17 protein-coding genes are annotated in these 18575 nt (G+C 64.3%); 2 read left to right on the top strand and 15 right to left on the bottom strand.

What is annotated here, in order from left to right; genetic code table 11:
- The first annotated feature begins 206 nt into the window (after positions 1–206).
- A complete protein-coding gene (locus WS70_RS00200; RefSeq protein ID WP_059597943.1) occupies positions 207–1307 on the top strand; it encodes a porin in 1101 nt (366 codons plus the stop codon).
- Between the two features lie 329 nt (positions 1308–1636).
- Positions 1637–2596, top strand: a complete 960-nt coding sequence (locus tag WS70_RS00195; RefSeq protein WP_059473504.1) for an AraC-like ligand-binding domain-containing protein — start codon at positions 1637–1639, stop codon at positions 2594–2596.
- A gap of 64 nt (positions 2597–2660) precedes the next feature.
- Here WS70_RS00195 and WS70_RS00190 read toward each other — a convergent pair whose 3' ends face one another.
- The 15 genes from WS70_RS00190 to WS70_RS00115 form a co-directional block, all read right to left on the bottom strand.
- Positions 2661–3392 (bottom strand): ABC transporter ATP-binding protein, encoded by a 732-nt coding sequence (locus tag WS70_RS00190; RefSeq protein WP_059597944.1) that lies wholly within the window; start codon positions 3390–3392, stop codon positions 2661–2663.
- The gene (locus WS70_RS00185) at positions 3382–4104 is read right to left on the bottom strand and encodes an ABC transporter ATP-binding protein (RefSeq protein ID WP_059473506.1); all 723 of its coding nucleotides are present in this window, start codon (positions 4102–4104) and stop codon (positions 3382–3384) included. The genes WS70_RS00190 and WS70_RS00185 overlap by 11 nt, the downstream gene beginning before the upstream one ends.
- The gene (locus tag WS70_RS00180; protein ID WP_059597945.1) at positions 4101–5150 is read right to left on the bottom strand and encodes a branched-chain amino acid ABC transporter permease; all 1050 of its coding nucleotides are present in this window, start codon (positions 5148–5150) and stop codon (positions 4101–4103) included. The genes WS70_RS00185 and WS70_RS00180 overlap by 4 nt, the downstream gene beginning before the upstream one ends.
- Entirely contained in the window at positions 5147–6025 is an 879-nt protein-coding gene (locus WS70_RS00175; protein ID WP_059597946.1) for a branched-chain amino acid ABC transporter permease, read from the bottom strand. The genes WS70_RS00180 and WS70_RS00175 overlap by 4 nt, the downstream gene beginning before the upstream one ends.
- Positions 6026–6029: 4 nt before the next feature.
- Positions 6030–7289 carry an ABC transporter substrate-binding protein gene (locus WS70_RS00170; RefSeq protein WP_059597947.1) on the bottom strand — a complete coding sequence of 420 codons (1260 nt, stop codon included), beginning with the start codon at positions 7287–7289 and terminating at the stop codon, positions 6030–6032.
- 124 nt (positions 7290–7413) lie between these two features.
- Positions 7414–8919 carry an aldehyde dehydrogenase family protein gene (locus tag WS70_RS00165; protein ID WP_059597948.1) on the bottom strand — a complete coding sequence of 502 codons (1506 nt, stop codon included), beginning with the start codon at positions 8917–8919 and terminating at the stop codon, positions 7414–7416.
- 49 nt (positions 8920–8968) lie between these two features.
- The gene (locus WS70_RS00160; RefSeq protein WP_059473583.1) at positions 8969–9361 is read right to left on the bottom strand and encodes a nuclear transport factor 2 family protein; all 393 of its coding nucleotides are present in this window, start codon (positions 9359–9361) and stop codon (positions 8969–8971) included.
- A 10-nt stretch (positions 9362–9371) separates the two neighbouring features.
- Positions 9372–10163, bottom strand: coding sequence for a molybdenum cofactor biosynthesis F family protein (locus WS70_RS00155; RefSeq protein ID WP_059473511.1), 792 nt, complete (start codon positions 10161–10163; stop codon positions 9372–9374).
- A gap of 44 nt (positions 10164–10207) precedes the next feature.
- On the bottom strand, positions 10208–11005 hold the full coding sequence (locus WS70_RS00150; protein WP_059473512.1) for an SDR family NAD(P)-dependent oxidoreductase: 798 nt from the start codon (positions 11003–11005) through the stop codon (positions 10208–10210).
- A 72-nt stretch (positions 11006–11077) separates the two neighbouring features.
- On the bottom strand, positions 11078–12748 hold the full coding sequence (locus WS70_RS00145; protein ID WP_059597949.1) for a GMC family oxidoreductase: 1671 nt from the start codon (positions 12746–12748) through the stop codon (positions 11078–11080).
- A 551-nt stretch (positions 12749–13299) separates the two neighbouring features.
- Positions 13300–14523 (bottom strand): DUF2087 domain-containing protein, encoded by a 1224-nt coding sequence (locus WS70_RS00135; protein WP_082722372.1) that lies wholly within the window; start codon positions 14521–14523, stop codon positions 13300–13302.
- A 7-nt stretch (positions 14524–14530) separates the two neighbouring features.
- Positions 14531–15226, bottom strand: coding sequence for a hypothetical protein (locus tag WS70_RS32615; protein ID WP_226382791.1), 696 nt, complete (start codon positions 15224–15226; stop codon positions 14531–14533).
- A gap of 6 nt (positions 15227–15232) precedes the next feature.
- Positions 15233–16111: a class I SAM-dependent methyltransferase gene (locus WS70_RS00125; protein ID WP_226382790.1), complete on the bottom strand. Its 879-nt coding sequence runs from the start codon at positions 16109–16111 to the stop codon at positions 15233–15235.
- 2 nt (positions 16112–16113) lie between these two features.
- Entirely contained in the window at positions 16114–17313 is a 1200-nt protein-coding gene (locus WS70_RS00120; protein WP_059597952.1) for an MFS transporter, read from the bottom strand.
- Positions 17313–18503, bottom strand: coding sequence for a hypothetical protein (locus WS70_RS00115; RefSeq protein ID WP_059473518.1), 1191 nt, complete (start codon positions 18501–18503; stop codon positions 17313–17315). Before WS70_RS00115 ends, WS70_RS00120 begins: the two co-directional genes overlap by 1 nt.
- Positions 18504–18575 lie beyond the last annotated feature (72 nt).

The raw sequence follows: 18575 nt of genomic DNA, 5'->3' as shown, positions 1-18575 counted from the left end.
CCCGAGGCGCGCGCTGCATCGCGCCATGTCGCGCACTTCATTTCGTCATCCGTAACGTCGGACGATGTCCGTGTGCATCGTCGAGCTAGTGTTTGTGCGCCCTCGGGAAAGATGCGCGCCGCACGCTGCTCCACACTCCGTGCCGAAGATCGACGACGACGCCTCGAGCGTCGCCGCGCATAACGACAACCCCAACGGAGACGACGATGAAGAAGTTTGCGGTAGCGGCGGCGGGCCTGGCCGTCGCGACGGGCGCGCATGCGTCCGACGGCAGTGTGGCGCTGTTCGGCCTGATCGATGCCGGCGTGTCCTACGTGTCGAACGAAGGCGGCAAGCACAACCTGCATTTCGACGACGGCATCGCGGTGCCGAACCTGTGGGGGCTCAAGGGGACGGAGGATCTCGGCGGCGGTGCGAAGGCGATCTTCGAGCTGACGTCGCAATATGCGCTCGGCAATGGCGCCGCGCTGCCGACGCCAGGCTCGATGTTCTCGCGCACCGCGCTCGTCGGCTTGTGGAGCGAGCGCCTCGGCAGCGTGACGTTCGGCCAGCAATACGACTTCATGACCGATTCACTGACGTTCGGCTCGTTCGACGGCGCATTCCGTTACGGCGGCCTTTACAACTTTCGCCAGGGCCCGTTCTCGAAGCTCGGGATTCCCGACAATCCGACCGGCTCGTTCGACTTCGACCGGATGGCGGGCTCGAGCCGCGTGTCGAACTCGGTCAAGTACACGAGCGCGAACCTGAACGGTCTCGTGTTCGGCTTGCTGTACGGCTTCGGCAATCAGGCGGGCGGCGGACTGTCGACGGACAGCACGGTGAGCGCGGGCCTCAAGTACGAGACGGGCAACTTCGCGCTCGGCGCCGCATACGTCGAGGTCAAATATCCGCAGATGAACAACGGCCACGACGGCCTGCGCAACTGGGGGCTCGGCGCGCGCTACGCGCTGTCGGCGTTCGACCTGAACCTGTTGTACACGAACACGAAGAACACGCTGACGGGCGCGGGGATCGACGTGATCCAGGCGGGCGCGCGCTACGTCGGCGCGCCGTGGACGATCGGCGCGAATTACGAATACATGAAGGGCAACGCGCAGCTCGACCACAACTATGCGCACCAAGTCACGGCGGCCGTCCAGTACGCGCTGTCGAAGCGCACGTCCGCGTACGTCGAGACGGTGTATCAGTACGCGGGCGGCAGCGCCGGCGCGCACGCGTGGATCAACGGCGTGATGGGGCCCGATGCGCAATCGAGCTCGCGCTCGCAGTTCCTCGCGCGCATCGGGATGCTGACCCGCTTCTGAGCCCGGCGGCCGCGGCGCGAAGCCGGCCGGCGCAAACGCCGGGCGCGCCGCACGCACCGGCCGCCGGCCGCCGACCACACGCGCGGCGCGATCGCGCGCATTCTTCCGATGATCGCCGACTCCATCGGCGGTTGCGCCGCCCCGAAGTCTTATGTGGGCCAGCGCACATCACGCCGCTGCCACCGCCTCACAATCGACGCTCGGGCAGCCGAGCTCACGTTCCGGAGTAAACCGGATTCAGTCCGCCCAAAATATTTAATATGCTAAGTATATCCGGGTGACTGGATGCTCAGCTTTGGTCCGGCTAGACGTGTACTCGCAAGGAGCGCATGGTGAACGGCAGATTCTTCACGACGGCGGGTGAATCGCCCGCGTTCCGCGGCCGCGCTTGGGGCCGCGTCGTCACGCAGTATTTCGGCGGACTCGATGCGTGCTGCGACGACGGCGACGCGTTCGACGCGCAGCTCAGCCAATACGAGATCGGTCCGATGCGGGTGTTTACGATCGCCGCGCCCGCGCACCGGATCGTGCGCCCGGTAGCGGCATTGCACGATCACGGCTCCGACTACTTCAAACTGATCCTGCAATTGAGCGGCGAGAGCGAGATCGAACAGCGTGGCAAGGTGTTCAGGCTGCGCACGGGCGACTGGAGCCTGTACGATCCGCGCGTGCCGTACAGCATCGCGAACCTGACGCACGTCGAGCAGCTCGCGATTCAGATCCCGCGCAAGCAGCTCGGCGGCTTCGCGGTGCCTGACCTGCATACGTCCGACGCGCGCGAGTTCGAACTCAAGGGATTGTTCTCGTTGCTGTCGTCGTTTCTCGTATCGTTGTCCGAACAATTGCCGTCGCTGCCCGGCACGACGGGCACCGCGCTGTCGGAGACGATTCTCGGCCTCATCGTGTCGACGCTGACCGCGCAGCACGACGCGCAAGGTACGCACATGGCGCTGCCCACTGTGTTGAGGATGCGCGTCAAGCAATACATCCAGGGCCATCTCGCCGACGCCGACCTGTCGATCGACCGGATCGCGCGCGAGCTGCGCTGCTCGAAGCGCTACCTGCACCGGATCTTCGAAGAGGAAGGCGTGACGATAGACCGCTACATCTGGTCGAACCGGCTCGAGCGCTGCAAGGAGGCGCTCGACAATGCGCGCGCGGCGAAGCCTGCCATTTCCGAGATCGCATTCAGTTGGGGATTCAGCAGCAGCGCGCATTTCTGCCGCAGCTTCAAGCAGCGCTACGGAATGACGCCGCGCGAGTTCGTGCGGCAACGCACGTCGTCCTGAACGCGAGTCCGCGCCGGCGGCCGGCGCTGTTGCATCGCGCCGGCCGCCGCTTCCTTCGGAAACATCAAGCCGCGCTCGCGCCGCTTCCCTTCGATGCCAGATAGCTGCCGTGCAGAATCTCCGGCCGCTCGCGCAGCGTCTGCGCGCTGCCGGCGAACGCGACGCGTCCGCGTTCGAGCACATATGCGTCGGTCGCGAGCGCGAGCGCGATCGTCGTGAACTGCTCGATCAGCAGCACCGCGACGCCCTGCTTCGCGATCTGCGCGACGGTCTGAGCGAGACGCTTCGTCACGGTCGGCGCGAGGCCGAGCGACAGCTCGTCGATCAGCAGCGTGTGCGGCTCGCCGATCAGCGCTTGCGACACGCACATCATCTGCTTCTGTCCGCCCGACAGATCGTTGCCGCGCGCATCGAGCTTGGACTTCAGCTCCGGGAAGATCGCGAGCACGCGCTCGATCGCATCGTTCAGTCGTCGCGTCGGCAGAAACGCGCCCGCGGCGCGCAGGTTGTCGAGCACCGACAGATCGCCGAGCACGCGATGCCCTTCCGGCACGACCGCGATCCCGCGACGACGCACCGCTTCCGGCCGCAGCGCGCCGAGCGGCGCGCCGTCGAGCAGCACGTCGCCCGACGTGGCGGGCAGCACGCCGGCGATGCTCATCACGAGCGTCGACTTGCCGGAGCCGTTCGCGCCGACGAGCGCCGTCACCCGGCCGGGCGCGACCGCGAGCGACACGCCGTGCAGCACGGGCTTGTTCGCGCGATGGACGACGAGGTCTTTCACTTCAAGCCGCATGTTCGTCAGCCTCCTTGCCGAGATACGCGCTGCGCACGACCGGATCGTCGAGCACCGCGCGCGTTGGCCCGAGCGCGAGCCGCTTGCCGAAGTCGAGCACGAGCGTCTCGGCGCACACGGCGTCGATCAGATCGACGTCGTGATCGATCAGCAGCACCTGCGCGCCGGTGAGTTCTGGAATGCGAACGATCACGTCGCGCAGCCGAGCCGCCTCCGATTCGTTCAATCCCGCGCCCGGCTCGTCGAGCAGCAGCAGACGCGGCTCGCCGACGAGCGCCTTGCCGAGCTCGAGCATCCGCCGCTGATACAGGTTGAGCGCCGCGCCCGGCACGTGCGCGACGTCGGCGAGGCCGACGAGCTCGAGTGCGCGCACGGTGTCGTCGCGCGCCGCGAGCGCCGGCATCACGTGCTCGGCGAGCGCGAGCACGTTGTCGTAAACGGTCAGATCCTCGACGATCTGTTCAGTCTGGAACGTACGCCGCACGCCTGCGCGCACGCGCTCGGTGACGGACAGCCCGAGCAGCGCGCGGCCGTCGAGCGCGACGCTGCCCGCGCGCGGCCGCAGAAAGCCGCTCAGCACGTTGAGCAGCGTCGTCTTGCCCGCGCCGTTCGGGCCGATCAGCCCGCACACGGGCGCGGCGAGCGTCGCGTCGAGCGAATCGAGCACGCGCGTGCCGCCGAACTGCACGATCAGGTTCGAGATCTCGATCATCGCGTGCCTCCGTCGCGTGCGCCGAACGCACACGCGATGCGCGATGCGAGTCCGGCAAGCTGTCCGGCGATGCCGGCGGGCGCCGTGATCAGCGCGTGCAGGAGCGCGGCGCCGAAGAAGATCATCGCGAGATAGCCGTTCACGCCGAAGTCGGTCAGGAGCCCCGGCACCGCGCGCAGCAAGAGCCCGGTGATCAGTGCGCCGAACCAGTGGTAGACGCCGCCGACGACCGACAGCGCGAACAGCAGCACCGATTCCGATGCGGCGAACGCGCGCCCGTCGAGCTGGCCGACGGTGCCCGCGAGCAGGCCGCCGGACAGCCCGGCGAGCAGTCCCGCGAGCCCGAATGCCCAGGTCTGATAGAGGACGACGTTCACGCCGGCCGCGAGCGCCGTCGTTTCGCCGCGCCGGATCAGCGCCCACGAGCGCCCCGCCTTCGAGCGGCGATGCAGCTCGATCAACACGAACGCGAGCGCGGCCCATGCGGCGACATAGCGGAAGTACGCGGCGTCGCTCTGGCCGAGGAGCGGCCTCGCCATCATCTGCCGCGCGCCGAACGACAGATGGCCGGTGAAGCCGCCGCCGCCGTCCGGAAAGCCGATCGCGGACACGACGACCTGAAACCCGCCCGCCATCATCAGCGTGACGAGCGCGAGATAGAGGCCGCGCAGACGCAGCGCGGGCAGCCCGGCGATCATCCCGATCGCGCTGCCGCCGACTGCGCCCGCGATCATGCACAGCTCGAACGGCGCGCCGAGATGCGCGAGCCGCAGCGCGATCCAGCCGCCGACGCCGAGCAGCGCGTATTGCGACAGACATACGAGCCCGAGCTGCCGATACAGCAGCGCGACGCCCGCGGCGGCGATGCTGACCGTCAGCGCGGACGTCAGCGTCTTGATCCAGTAGGCGTCGGCGAAGGCGGGCACGACGAGCGCGATCGCGGCGAGCGTGCCGAGCGTCGCGACGAGCGGCATGCGCGCGCCGAACGGACGAACGTGCGCGGCCGCATCGTGCGACGGCGCGGCAAAGGCGAGTGGCGTTTTCATGATTCGTTCGCGGCGTGGCCGATCGATTTGGAGCCGATGAAGAGCATCGCGACGAGCGCGATCAGGAACGGCGTCGCGCTGCGATACTGCGCGAAGCCGGGCACGGTGATCGCAAGCGCCTCGGCGAGGCCGATCGCGATGCCGGCCGCAACCGTCGCGGGCAGCGACGCGAGGCGGCCGACGATCGCCGCGGCGAACGCCGGGATCACGAGGAACGTGAGCACCGCTGCCTGCAGGCGCACGAGGTTCGCGAGTAACAGACCCGTGATGCCCGCGAACACGCCGGAGATCACCCACGCGGCGACGTCGACGCGCAGCACGCGAATGCCGAGCAGCCCGCTCAAGTGCCGGTTGTTCGATAGCGCGCGCATCTGGAGTCCCAGCCGCGTGCGTGCGAGCACGACGCCGATCGCCGCCATCATCGCGAACGCGAGGCCGAGGCCGACGATTCGCGTGTACGTGAAGCGGACGTCGCCGAAGTCGAGCGCCTCGCTGTCGGTCGGCAGCACGAGGCGACGCGGCGTGTCGCCCCAATACCACTCGCAGAAGCCGAGCAGGATCAGCGCGAAGCCGAGCGTCGCGACGCTGCGCACGACGCGATCGCGCGCGGCGAGACGCGGCGCGAGCACGAGGCCGTAGACGAGCGACGCCGCGGTCGACGCGGCGATCGCCGCGGCCCATGCGAGCGTCTGCGGATAGTCGGCGTCGAGACACGCGGCCGCGACGTACGCGCCCAGCGCGCCCGTCGCGCCGAACGCGAAGTTCAGCACGCCCGATGCGCGATACAGCACGACGAGGCCGACGCCCGACAGCGCATAGACCGCGCCGACGCCGAGCCCGGAGATCAGATACGGAACGAAGTCGATCGCGTTCATGGCGTCAGTGCATCTTCTTTTCGGCCGCGCGGATGTCGGCGAGTTGCGGATCGTCGACCGCCTGGCACGTCGACACCGTTTCCCAGCCCGCGCCCGTCGATTGCGCCATCCGGCCCGCGTTGTTCGCGTTGTGCCGGTCGCCCGCGCCGACGTAGAACGGGCCGCACAGAATGTCGCTGCGGAAATCCTTCACCTGGCGCAGCGCGGCCGTCACGTGCGCGCGATCGAGCTGGTTCGCGGGGAGCTTCAGCAGCGTGTCGGCCACGAGCCGCGCGGCGAGGTAGCCCGCCTGCGAGAACGTGTCGCGCGGGTCCTTCTTGTCGCCGTACTTGTTCATCACCGCGAGCCAGTTCTGGTTGTCGGGCGTCGACGCGTCGAGCGGCTGGAATTCGAGATTCACGTCGAAGTTGCCTTTCCAGTACGGTCCGATCGCCTTCGGCACGCCGAGATCGTAGCCGGACGCCGCCGACACGAAATGAATCCGCCGGCCGAGGTTCTGCTGCTCGGCGGCCGACAGGATCGGCACCATCAGCCCCTTCGGCAGCCCGAGGAGGATCGCCTGCGGATTCTTCGACGCGGCCTGCAGCACGACCGAGGTCGGATCGGCGGAATCGGGATCCATCACGATCGTGTCGACGGTCACGCCGTTCTGCTTGCCCCACAGCGCCGGCCCTTCGCACGACCACGCGCCGAGGCTCGGGATGTTCGGCGCGATGCAGACCATCCGCGTCGCCTTGTACTGCTGCTTCGCGTACAGCGCCGCTTCCGTCATCGACAGCCGCGGCCCCATGTTGAGCGGCACGTAGTTGCGCGCGAAATAGCATTCGCGCGGCACGCCGACGCCCGCGATCGCGATCACGTTTTCCTGTTCGTAGAACTTCGCGTTCGCGCCGCATTCGACGAAGCTCGCGTTGCCCGCAAGGGCGAGCACCTTGCGGTCGCGCACGAGTTTAGACGCGACTTGCGACGCCGTCTCCGGATTCCATTGATCGTCTTCGACGAGGTACTGGACCGGCCGGCCGTTGATGCCGCCGTTCGCGTTCACGCATTTGAAATACGCGGCGGCCGCGCGGGCCGACGAGCTGAAATCGTCGGGACCGGTCTTGCCGACGATCGCGCCGATCGGAATCGGCGCGCCGGTCGCGGGCTTGCCGTTGGCGAGTCCGCAGCTCTGCGCGAACGCGGCATGCTGTGCGAAGAGTCCCGCGACGCCGATGCATGCGCCGGCGAGCGTGCGCTTCATGTTGGGGGAAAGCAGCTTCATCGTGTCTCCTGGTGTTGTCGTGGGGCGCGGCTCCGCGTATGGGCCGCGCCCTCGGGTACTGCCTTGACGCTTCGGTGTTGCTTCGGTACTGCTTCGATGCTGCCTGGCCGCCGTGCGCCGCGCGTCAGTGCGCGATGCAGACGGACTTGAGCTCGGTGAACTGCTCGAGCGCCGCGCGGCCGAGCTCGCGGCCGTAGCCCGATTGCTTGAAGCCGCCGAACGGCAAATTGTTGTCGAGCATGTTGTGCGTGTTGACCCAGACGATGCCCGCCTTCAGACGCGGCACGACGCGATGCACGAGCGACAGGTTCTGCGACCACACGCTCGCCGCGAGCCCGAAGTCGGTGTCGTTGGCGAGCCGCACCGCGTCGTCGACGGTGTCGAACGGCGTGACCGTGACGACCGGGCCGAACACTTCTTCGCGCACGATCCGCATCGACGGCGTCGTATCGACGAACACCGTCGGCTTCACGAAATAGCCGCCGTCGAACGCGCGTGCGCCGCCCGTGACGAGCGTCGCGCCCTCCTCCTTCGCGGCGTCGATGTGGCCGAGCACGCGCTCGAAGTGCCGCTTCGACACGAGCGGGCCGATCTGCGCGTGCGGATCGAAACCCGAGCCGATCTTCATCGATTCGGCGGCGGCCGCGATGCCGGCGACGACGCGCTCGAAGTGGCGCTTCTGCACGTACACGCGCGAGCCCGCGGTGCAGACCTGCCCTTGATTGAAGAAGATCCCCTGCGCGGCGCCGCGCGCGGCGATGTCGGGATCGGCATCGTCGAAAACGATCAGCGGCGACTTGCCGCCGAGCTCGAGCGTGAAGCGCGCCATGCGGTCGACGGCCGCGTGGCCGATCGCACGGCCGACGCCGACCGAGCCCGTGAACGTGATCTTGTCGACGCCCGGATGCGCGACGAGCGCGGCGCCCGCCTCGCTGCCGGTGCCCGTCACGATGTTCAGCACGCCGTCGGGCAGGCCCGCTTGCTGCGCGAGCTCGCCGAGACGCAACGCGGTGAGCGGCGTTTCCTCCGACGGCTTCAGCACGACGGTGCAGCCGCACGCGAGCGCGGTCGCGACCTTCCACAACGCGATCGCGAGCGGAAAATTCCATGGCACGATCGCGCCGACGACGCCCGCCGCCTCGCGGCGCGTGTATGCGAAATACTCGGTGTCGGCGGGCACGGCGATCGACGTGTCGAGCGTCGAGCCTTCGATCTTCGTCGCCCAGCCGGCCACGTAGCGGACGTATTCGGCGCCGCCCAGCACGTCGATCGCGCGCGCGATGCCGACGAGCTTGCCGGTTTCGAGCGTCTCGAGCGCGGCGAGTTCGTCCGCATGACGCTCGATCAGTTCGGCAAACTGATAAAGCAGCTTCTCGCGGGCCGCGGGGCGCATCCGCGGCCAGTCGCCCGAATCGAATGCGCGTCGCGCGGCGGCAACCGCCGCGTCGACGTCGCGCGCGTCGCTCGCGGCGACTTCGGCGATCGTCATCTCGGTCGCGGGATCGATGACGGGCAGATAGCGGCCCGAGCGCGGCTCGGCCGCGCGTCCGTCGATCCAGTTGCCGAACGCGCGGCGGGCGAGAAAGCCGGATTGGCGTTGATGCTGCGTCGAAAGATCGGCCAGGTTCATGTCAGTCTCGTGCGAAACGGAACGATGGGTTGAAGGGACGAACGCGCGCTCACGGCTGCATGGCCTCCGCGACGAGCAGCGTGTCGGTGAACTGCTCGAAGCGCACGATCTTGCCGGCTTCGACGCGCCATACGTGCGCGACGCGGCACTCGAACGACTTGCCGGTCCGCTTGTAGGTGCCCGAGTAGCGGCCGACGCCGATCACGGTGTCGCCCGCGTCGTGCAGCGCGTCGAGCTTGAACGTGTAGCCGTCCCACGCTTCGCCGAGGCGCTGGAACACGTTGCGGACGATCTCGTCCGCGCTGCGGTACGTGCCCGCGCACGGAAAGCCCGCCATCTCGGTCCATTCGATCGTCGGCGCGATGTCGGCCATCATCGCGGCCAGGTCGTGTCGGTCTGATGCCGCGTAATGTTCGGCGACGATTTGGTAAGGGGTACGCATCGTGTATTTCTCAGACAGGTTGCGCATCGTCCGGATAGACGGTCTGCGACAGCTTGCGGATGAACGAGCCGGCCGGATGGTTCGCGATCGCACCGTCGCCCGTTTCGCCGAGGAACTTGCCCGTCGAGCGGCCGGCCGCGAAGTTGAAGACGAACACCGACGCGACCGGAATCAGGAATTCGCGGAACGTGAATACATAGAGGTCGTCGGCGAACTTGTAGGTCGTCGCGAGATCGACGTCGCCATGGCCGCGCTGCTCGCCGACGAGGCATTGCCAGCAGTAGCGCGTCGAGCTTAGGTACGTGTGCTCGTACGTGTGGTGCGGGCTGTAGACGTTCAGCGTGCGCGTGCCGATCAGGTCGCGCGTCTCGGCGGGCTCGGCGGCGGATGCGCCCGCGTCGGCTTCGTCGCCCGCGAGCGTGCCGACCAGGAAATCCTGCGCGACGCGCGGCGCGGCGCCCGCCTCCTCGCGGCTGCGGATGCGCGACAGGATGCCGAGCACGCGCCGCGTCGCGGTATCGAACACGAGCGTCAGCGCTTCGGCCGGCCGGCTCTTGAACGTGACGTCGACGAAGAACGTGTTGGGCGCGACTTCGATCGCTTCGTACCAGTCGGTGTCGCTCGCGTCGCCGCGGCGCCATGCGAGCGTATGACCGTCGACGAAATTCGCGGCGAGCACACCGTTCGGCAGCTCGAACGTCAACGTGCGACCGGCGAGCGCTTGCGTCGCGGGCAGCCGGTTCGTGTCGATGCCGGCCGCGAAGTCTTCGTAGTTTTTCCAGTCCTGCGGTTTGTCGTTCATCGGAAAGGTCCTCGGAAAGACGTGTTTTTCGAGTGGTCGCGCGCTTAGCGCGCGAATTCGATCGTCGGCAGATCGACGGCCGATGCGCCGCCGTCGACCAGGAGCGACGTGCCCGTGATCATCGACGCATACGGCGAAGCCAGATACAGCACCGTGTCGGCGACTTCGTCGGGCTCTGCCGGGCGGCCGAGCGGCACGTCGCGCGTGACGAGCTTGTAGGCGTCCTCGCGCGTCGCGAGCCCGTGCGCATCGCGCAGCGCATCCATTTGCTCGTCGGCCATTGCGGTGCGCACCCAGCCGGGACACACGGCGTTCACGCGCACGCCGACGCGGCCGTAGTCGCGTGCGAGCGAGCGCGTAAGTCCGATCAGCGCATGCTTCGTCGTCACATAGCCGACGACGTTCGGGCCTGCGAAATGCCCGGCGAGCGACGACAGGATCACGATGTTGCCGCGCCGCTCGATCAGCTCGGGCAGCAGCTCGCGCGCGCAGACGAATGCGGTGTCGAGATTCACGCGCGTCGATTGCGCCCACGACGCGTCGTCGGTGTCGAGCGCGCTGCCGACGCCGTGGCCGCCCGCGTTCGCGACGAGCACGTCGACGCGTCCGAACGCCGCGCGCGCTTCGGCGAGCGCGCGCTGCACGTCGCGCGCGTCGGCCGCGTCGCCCGCGACGGCGATCGCGGCGCCGCCGAGCGGCTTCGCCACCGCTTCGAGCAACTCGCGGCGGCGGCCGAGCAGCACCGCCTTGCCGCCCGCTTCGATGAACTTGCGTGCGACGGCGGCGCCGATGCCGGTGCCGCCGCCCGTGATCAACGCAACCTTGTCGTTGAACGTATGCATTGCTGAGGTTTCCTTGAATTGATCGTGAATACGTGAATACGTGATGACGTAACGCTTGCGAACGTGTGACGTTCAGGGCGTGTCGTCCGCATGCAGCGGCGCGGCTAGCCGCACGCTCGCCGTCGCGCGCGCATTCGACGCGCCGGCCGGCGACAGCATGAATTCCGCGCAGCGTTCGGCGATCATGATCGTCGGCGCGTTCGTATTGCCGGACACGAGCGACGGCATCACCGACGCATCGCAGATCCGCAGTCCGCTGACGCCGCGCACGCGCAGCCGCGAATCGACGACCGAAGCGGGATCGCCGCCCATCCGGCACGTGCCCGACGGGTGATAGACGGTCTTCGCGTGCGAGCGCACGTACGCGTCGAGATCGACGCGGCCGCCGTCGGTCGGCAGCATCTCGCCTGAGATCACCTTCGACATCGACGGCATCCGCATGATCTCGCGTGCGAGCAAGAGGCCGCGCACGAGCGTCGCGAAATCGTCCGGATGACTGAGGAAATTGCCGTCGAACAGGATCGGCGCTTGCGGATCGGCGCTGCGCAATCGCACCGTGCCGCGCGACTTCGGCCTCAGGAAGCACGGATTGACCGAGATTCCGTGTCCGGCGAGCGGCTCGCGGCCGACGTCGCCGACGAGCACGGGCAGCACGTGGAACTGCACGTCGGGACGGCCGCCGTTCGCGGTGTCGACGAAGCCGCCGCTTTCGACGACGTTCGACGTGAGGAGCCCCGTATGAAACATCGTGTACTGAATGCCGTGACGCAGCGCATTGAGCCCGCGATCCTGGCCGGCGAGGCTGATCGGTTCGCGCGCGCGCCCGTACAGCGACACTTCGAGATGGTCCTGGAAGTTGAGCCCGACCTCGGGCGAATCGTGCACGACCGGAATGCCGTGCTGCAGCAGTTGATCCGCTGGGCCGACGCCCGACAGCATCAGGAGCTTCGGGCTCGCGAGCGCGCCCGCGCACAGCACGATCTCCGAGCGCGCATGCACGATCCGCTCTTCGCCGTCGCGCGCCTGGTAACGCACGCCGACCGCCGCGCCGTTCTCGAACACGATGCGCGTGACGAACGCATCGGTTTCGATCGTCAGCAGCGGATTGCGCTTGACGGCGGCGAGGTACGTCGCGGCGGTGCTGCCGCGCCTGCCTTCGAACGTCGTCGTTTGATAGAAGCCGACGCCCGCCTGTGACGCGCCGTTGAAGTCGTCGTTGTACGGCAGTCCGAACTCCTGCGCGCCCTGGACGAACGCGTGGCTGAGCGGATGCCGAAAGCGCGTGTCGCTCACGTGAAGCGGCCCGTCGACGCCGTGCAGCGGCCCCGCGAGCCGCTGGTTGTGCTCGGCGCGCCGAAAGAACGGCAGCACGTCGTCCCAGCCCCAGCCGTCGCAGCCGGCGTCGCGCCAGCCGTCGTAATCGGCGGACGTGCCGCGGATGTAGACCATCGCGTTCACCGAGCTGCCGCCGCCGAGCGTGCGGCCCTGCGGCACGTGCATTCGGCGGCCGGCCGCATGCGTTTGCGGTTCCGTCTCGTAGACCCAGGTCCGCTTCGTGCCGATCACGCGCACGAAGGTTGCGGGCGTGTGGACGAAGAACGAATTGTCGGGCGGGCCGGCTTCGAGCAGCAGCACGCGATGCCCGGCCTTGACGAGCCGGTGCGTGACGACGCAGCCGGCCGAGCCGCCGCCGATCACGATGTAGTCGAATTCCGTCGAGCCATTATGGTTTGCCGCCGACATGTGTCGCTTCTCGCTTGGTCGAATGGATGGACAGGCTGCCACTATCGGCTAAATCGCCCGACGTGTGCGCCGTGTGCGCTGTCGATCAATTCAAACTGCGTTCTGAGCGGAAGACGCTGGCGACGCGCGCATTGCGCGGCCTTGCGCACACATCGCAGGCGCGGTCCGTCCCTTTTTGGGTTCTACGCCGGAACCCCAGAAATTTCCATCAATTCCAGCCCCTCTACGAGTGCGTCCAGGTCGATTTTGTTGTTGCTTTGCCTTGATCGGCCTGAATGCGAAGCTATCGAGCCTCAAAGTCCGGTAGGCCAATGCTGCTGCGCTTCCTGCTCGTGATGCTCGAGCCTGCGCATTCTGCAGGACGCACTCGGCATTGAACTGGCGAAGGCGCTGGTGTCAGCGGGCGTCGTTATAGAGCCAATTCGGGGGCGGCGTAATCGGGCCACCTGAGGGGGCGCAATGAGGCACGGCCGGAAAATCCAGTCCCAGTGCGACTCGCAAACCGATTCGGGTAACTCAAAAAACTAGCAATCAGTTGAATGCCGTCCGGCTTATTGCGATAGAACTCGTCGATATACGTTATCTTGACGTTGCAGCACACCGCGATCGACAAGATATCGCCTCAGCCGGGCGTAATCGGTTGTGAACAACTGACAGATTTTGGATATCTCCGATTCGGTGTATCGGGTATCCGGGGCGAAAGCCGTCGCGATCTTTTCGATGGCGAGATCCGTTTCCAGCTGTCTATCGCTCAAATCGTCAGCGCTACGATGCTGTCGATCGGCAATCTCTTTCCACGCGGTGTCGACATCCGAAAATCCACTGTCATCTCGCTGAATAAGGCCGATGCTCAGCAACCGGGTCACGATTTTGCTGACAGCCTTCGTATCGATGCCGACTTTCTCCACGATATCGGCAATGCGATCGGCGCCGAGGGCGATCGCAGCATAAACGGAGCGTGTTTCGCGCGACGTCATCGCGGCAATAATGGCGTCTTTGCGAAGACGCTGGCTCAACGCCTCCTCGCCAATCGGCAAATAGCTGCTGCGAATTGGAATTTCCCCCAACTCGACAAGCTCTGACTGCAGCGGTTGAGAACGGAGCACGCGTTCATTTTGTTGACGCTTCCGGACGATACCCAACCCACTCTGGCGGTATTTGTGCAACTCCGGCAGTGTTATCAGCTCGAATGAATCGTCCAGCCTGCGAAACAGCTCTTCCCAGATCGGCGTTCTGACTCTGCGAACGCGTTGTGCGCTCTCCATGCTGACGGTGGTCAACATGGTTGGCTCGTGCAGGCACAGGTATCCACCAGGCGCGATGTGTTCCCAAAGCGCTGCGACGAAGCGAACATCGTCGGCCGGCGTGCCCGCATCGATCCACGCGATGTCTATCGCTCCCCATGAAGCGATGGTGGCGTCGTCGAGTGCGTAGAAGTTGCTTTTGACGAACGTAACGAGGCCCCTGTCGACATCGTGATTCTTCAATGCATCCCATGCTTCTTCGGCCGAGGAACCTTCGGCCGTGAAGTCGTCAATGGTGATCAGCCTGGGTTGATAGATATCGGGAATTCCAGTCGGATCCAGAAGTGCGCTGCGCTCCTGCCATGTCGAGGCATCCAGTAAATCCTTGTCGTGTTGCCAATCCTGCCGCGTCTGCTGGAGCGCCTTCGCGATGAAAATCGTGCTGTCGCCGGCACCTATCTCGACCACCGTTGCGGGGCGGGTCATGCGGATAAGCGCCGAGATCAGGCTGGCGCTGTTCTCGGTACCCATTCCGGGTCTAATCATGTGCACGGGCGTTCCCTCCAGAAATCAATCGCATCATGCCTGCTTCCACAAAGTGGACGATGTTCGGGTGCAGTGATTTCGGTATCTCGTTCAAAAGCTTGTCCAGGGAGAAGATACCTTGAGAAGCTTCGCTCAATCGAATTGTTCGACCATTAAGCTGGTTGATGGCTACGCGTCCGATCCCGGGGGCGTCGGCAACGATGCAGGTGGGTTCGATCATATAGCGGACCGGAGGAGATGCCGGGAACTCCTGGTCAGTCTCGATGAACCCATGTCGATATAGTGCGACCAATAGCGTGGCCGCTTCATGCACCACGCCATTGATTTCCATACTCGGCAACGCGCCCACTGTTGTCCCTTCCGCGAGCGCCTGAACGTCTTCATGGCGAAACCCTCCAAACGCCTGCGCACTTGCAACCACGACAAGCGATGATCGAATCCCCCGTGCACCGACAAGCCGAGACGTATTGCGAGTAATGCGCACTGACTTGGACCATCTGACCGAGCGGTCTGGAGCCAGGAATTCAGGGCAGGTTGCGAGCGGGTTTCGCAATTCCGGTGGCATTGACTTGCTGAGCGTGTAGCTGCCATTTCTGTCAGCCTGGTCGCCCTGGAGATATTCGGCGAGCTGCCAGGCATATCCCCCCGTACCCTGATAAAAGTTTGGTCGAATCGGATCTGTTCTCATGGTGGCTCAAGTCGATTTCAGTATGACAATTGCCGTTGCCATGCCCACGGCGGTCCCGTCTTGCACTTCGGATGCGATCACTTTTTCGACCGTGAGGCCGCTGGCCTCCGCGATGGGGACGAGCGTCGACGGCGTCCACATCCGGTCTCGAAGATCGCATACGACTCCTTCGATATTCCCGTTTTCATTCCGTCCCGATTGCGCAAAGACCGATCGATGCATGATCAGCTTGTCGCTGTCGTATTTGTAGGCCCACCAGATGAGCGCGGCTTCCCCGTTGCTCCGCCGAAATGGCACCACTGTGCATCGTTTGTCCATGAACGAAAGACGCTCGGGTGTTCCGTCACCGAAGACGGCGACCATGATCCTCGATCCGGAGTCGCGCAACTGTGCCTTCGCGCTACGCAACAGCACTTCGAGCTTATCGTCGTCCAGAATGAAATTGACGGTCGCATCGCCAAACGTAACGACGTCGAAGCGTCGTTGTGTGATCGGCGTCGGCAGATCAAATATGTCGCCCTGGAGCGCATGAACGTGGCTGTGATTGATGGACGCATTGAAGCGATCGATGGCGACTGGGGAGATGTCGATGCCAAAGCTCTCCTTCAGCGAGAATTTTTCGGCGAGGTGTAGGAGCAGCCGACCATCGCCGCAGCCTAGATCGAGAATATTGTATCCATCCCGGACAATGGATTCCGCGGCGGAAAAATCCCATGTCGCACGGACTGTCGTCAATTCATACTCGTCGAATAACGGCTCGTCGAAATAGTAATGGCTGACTCTGAGATCCGCTATGCCCGATGTCACGATGCGATCCAAAGGGGCTTGCAGCTTGATTGATTTCGTATCGTTTGGCTTCGATCCGAAGCGCCCTATACCATCCATCACTAAGCTCCTTTTGTAACCATGCTTGGTCGGTTTTTGACATTCAACGCGAAGCCGCATGCGCCGATGATCGCCGTTGCGACTCCAACAGCCACGAGTGCCATGCTCACGTGTGCCGTACTGATCATGCCGGCGCTCAGGAAGCCGAGAAATACGGAAGTCTGGATGCAAAATATATAGGCCGGCATTAGGTTGACACGCCGCTGCGGATCAATCGCCTTCATCATGAAACTTGCCGTGAGCGCGTTCTGGATGCCGTTTGCCGATCCGATCAGAAACGCGGCGCACATGATGATCCATGCCGCGTCGCTCAATGCGAGCCATAAAATGCCGAAGCCGATAATACTGGCGGCAATCGAGGCACCGGCGGCATCGCCGAATCTCGCCAACATCCCGGAAAAAACCACGGGACCGACGATCAGCCCCACACTCAACGCGCTGATAACGAATCCGTAGATCTCGGCACTGAACTGCAGCTCGGTGCGAATTCGAAATATCAACAGCACATTGAGCGTGGATGTCAGCACGACCGTCATCAACAACGGGGCTACCGCACGGATCACGCCGGCTGTGCGAAAGAGATCGGGCAGGTCGAGTCGTCCCTTCTGCTTTTCTTGCGTGGGCGCCTGATCCGATTTTTGACTGAAAGAATCCAGCACCTTGAAACATAGTGCGGTGACAGGCGCGGCGACCAACACCAACAGTGCCAGCAGCAACAGCCCCCGCGAACGCTGGGCCATGCCGTACAGCAGCCCGCCGAGAGCCGGGCCGCCCACGTAACCCATGTTCCGCACCGATTGCGTAATCCGGTTTACGCGATCGATGTGCCGCTCGTTGTTTGTGTAGCTTGGAATGGCGACCATGATTGCCGCCCACTGAAGGGACCCGGTGGATCCGAGCGCCATTGACACGATGACGTAGCTCCAGAATTGATTGGCCAAGGACGCGGCCGCGATCAGAAGCGCCTGAAGGAGAAATACCGCGGGAATCGTTTTGCTAGGCCCGATCCGCCGGATGATCATGGGTGCGATCGGGCCGGAAAGAATGCCTCCGATGAGACCGGCGGCGAGCAATATCGATACCGAGGAAGTGTTGTCGGCCAGTCTCAGGGCAAAGGTCACTTGCGCCGCTTCATCGGCGAAGCTGCCAAACGACAGGGAGATACAAATAAAAACGAGCGCCCATCGACCTCCGATGCCCATCAAAGCGCTCCCCACCGCGCCAGCGATGCGGCAACACTCAGGAGATCATCGTTAAACAGCCTATCTTTCCCGCTCGATAAATCCAAAATGTTCACTTGCTGGCCGGCGGACAGGCGATTCAGAAAGTCATGCAATGCGTGGCTGTATCTGAAGCTGCCGCAGTGGCCGTTGGCCGCGACCAGAACCTCCCCCTCCTGCAATATTGGCATCCACTGCAGGGTGCTGACGGCGTTGAGGGCGATGACATCGTCCAGTTCTTCGACTTCGACGATTGGACGGCCGACATTCAGGCGGCTGCTGGTATCCGAGATGAGTTGAGAAATCATCATTCGTCTTTTCAGAGACGCGCTGTCAAGTAAGGCCTTCAGGGATGAAAGCAGAAGCTCATCATCGGGGTTCAGGCTCGCGATGCCCGAGGAGCGCACATCATGGCGGGTACGATTGGGTGCCTGTAGCAGACTCTTCACGTAGTGCGCGTTTTGCTGAGAATCGTTGCCGGTTTCCCAAAAAGCGATATTCACGTTTACTGAAACGTCGGATTTTGTTTCAGCAACGTGAAGCCAGTCCTCGGGGAAATAGGTTACTCGATTCGTTTTGTTCTCAAGCGGAATGCCTTCGGACTTGAATGATTCATAGTCTGGAAATCGCACGCCAACGAGATCCGAGCGGGTTCCGGGCCAGGTAAACATCGTTTTCCCATCGCGCAAGGTGAACCCGAAATTATGCGCGTGATCCACATGGATTCCGATATAGGTGGACGAATATCGCCCGATAAAGCAATCAATATCGACGCGGCCGCCAGGCCGATAGCCTATTGACAAGGCGAGTTGGTCAGAAAAAGCTTTTGCGACATCCCAGATGATGGGGCTTGCCGCATGCAGCCCATAGTACATGACCGTCCATTCGTCGTCGCCGGCAAGACACCCAATTCTCGATACATAATCCTCGAGCGTGTTATCGGTGGGAAGCACAAGGAAATCAGGGCGCGGCTCCGACGTGCGCTTTCCGTTGAAAGCGGTTATGACTTCCGACTGAGCGTTGCGCGATCGAATGTCGTTCGCACACACCGCATATTCCTTGAGTGCACTCAGCACATCTCTATCATTGAATGGGATCCGCGATATGGCCAGCTCCGTCGCTTGCTTACCCCATAATTCTTTCACAAATTGCGGCGACAACAATGCGACCATATTCGACTCTCCGTTCACAGAGAAACATGGATAAGTGAGCAAGAGGCCAAGGCCCCTTGCTCAAGGGGCGGA

The organism is Burkholderia mayonis, assembly GCF_001523745.2.
Taxonomy (GTDB): Bacteria; Pseudomonadota; Gammaproteobacteria; order Burkholderiales; family Burkholderiaceae; genus Burkholderia; species Burkholderia mayonis.
The sequence above is the reverse complement of the archived record's forward strand: the minus strand, read 5'-3'. Positions and strand labels throughout refer to the sequence as shown.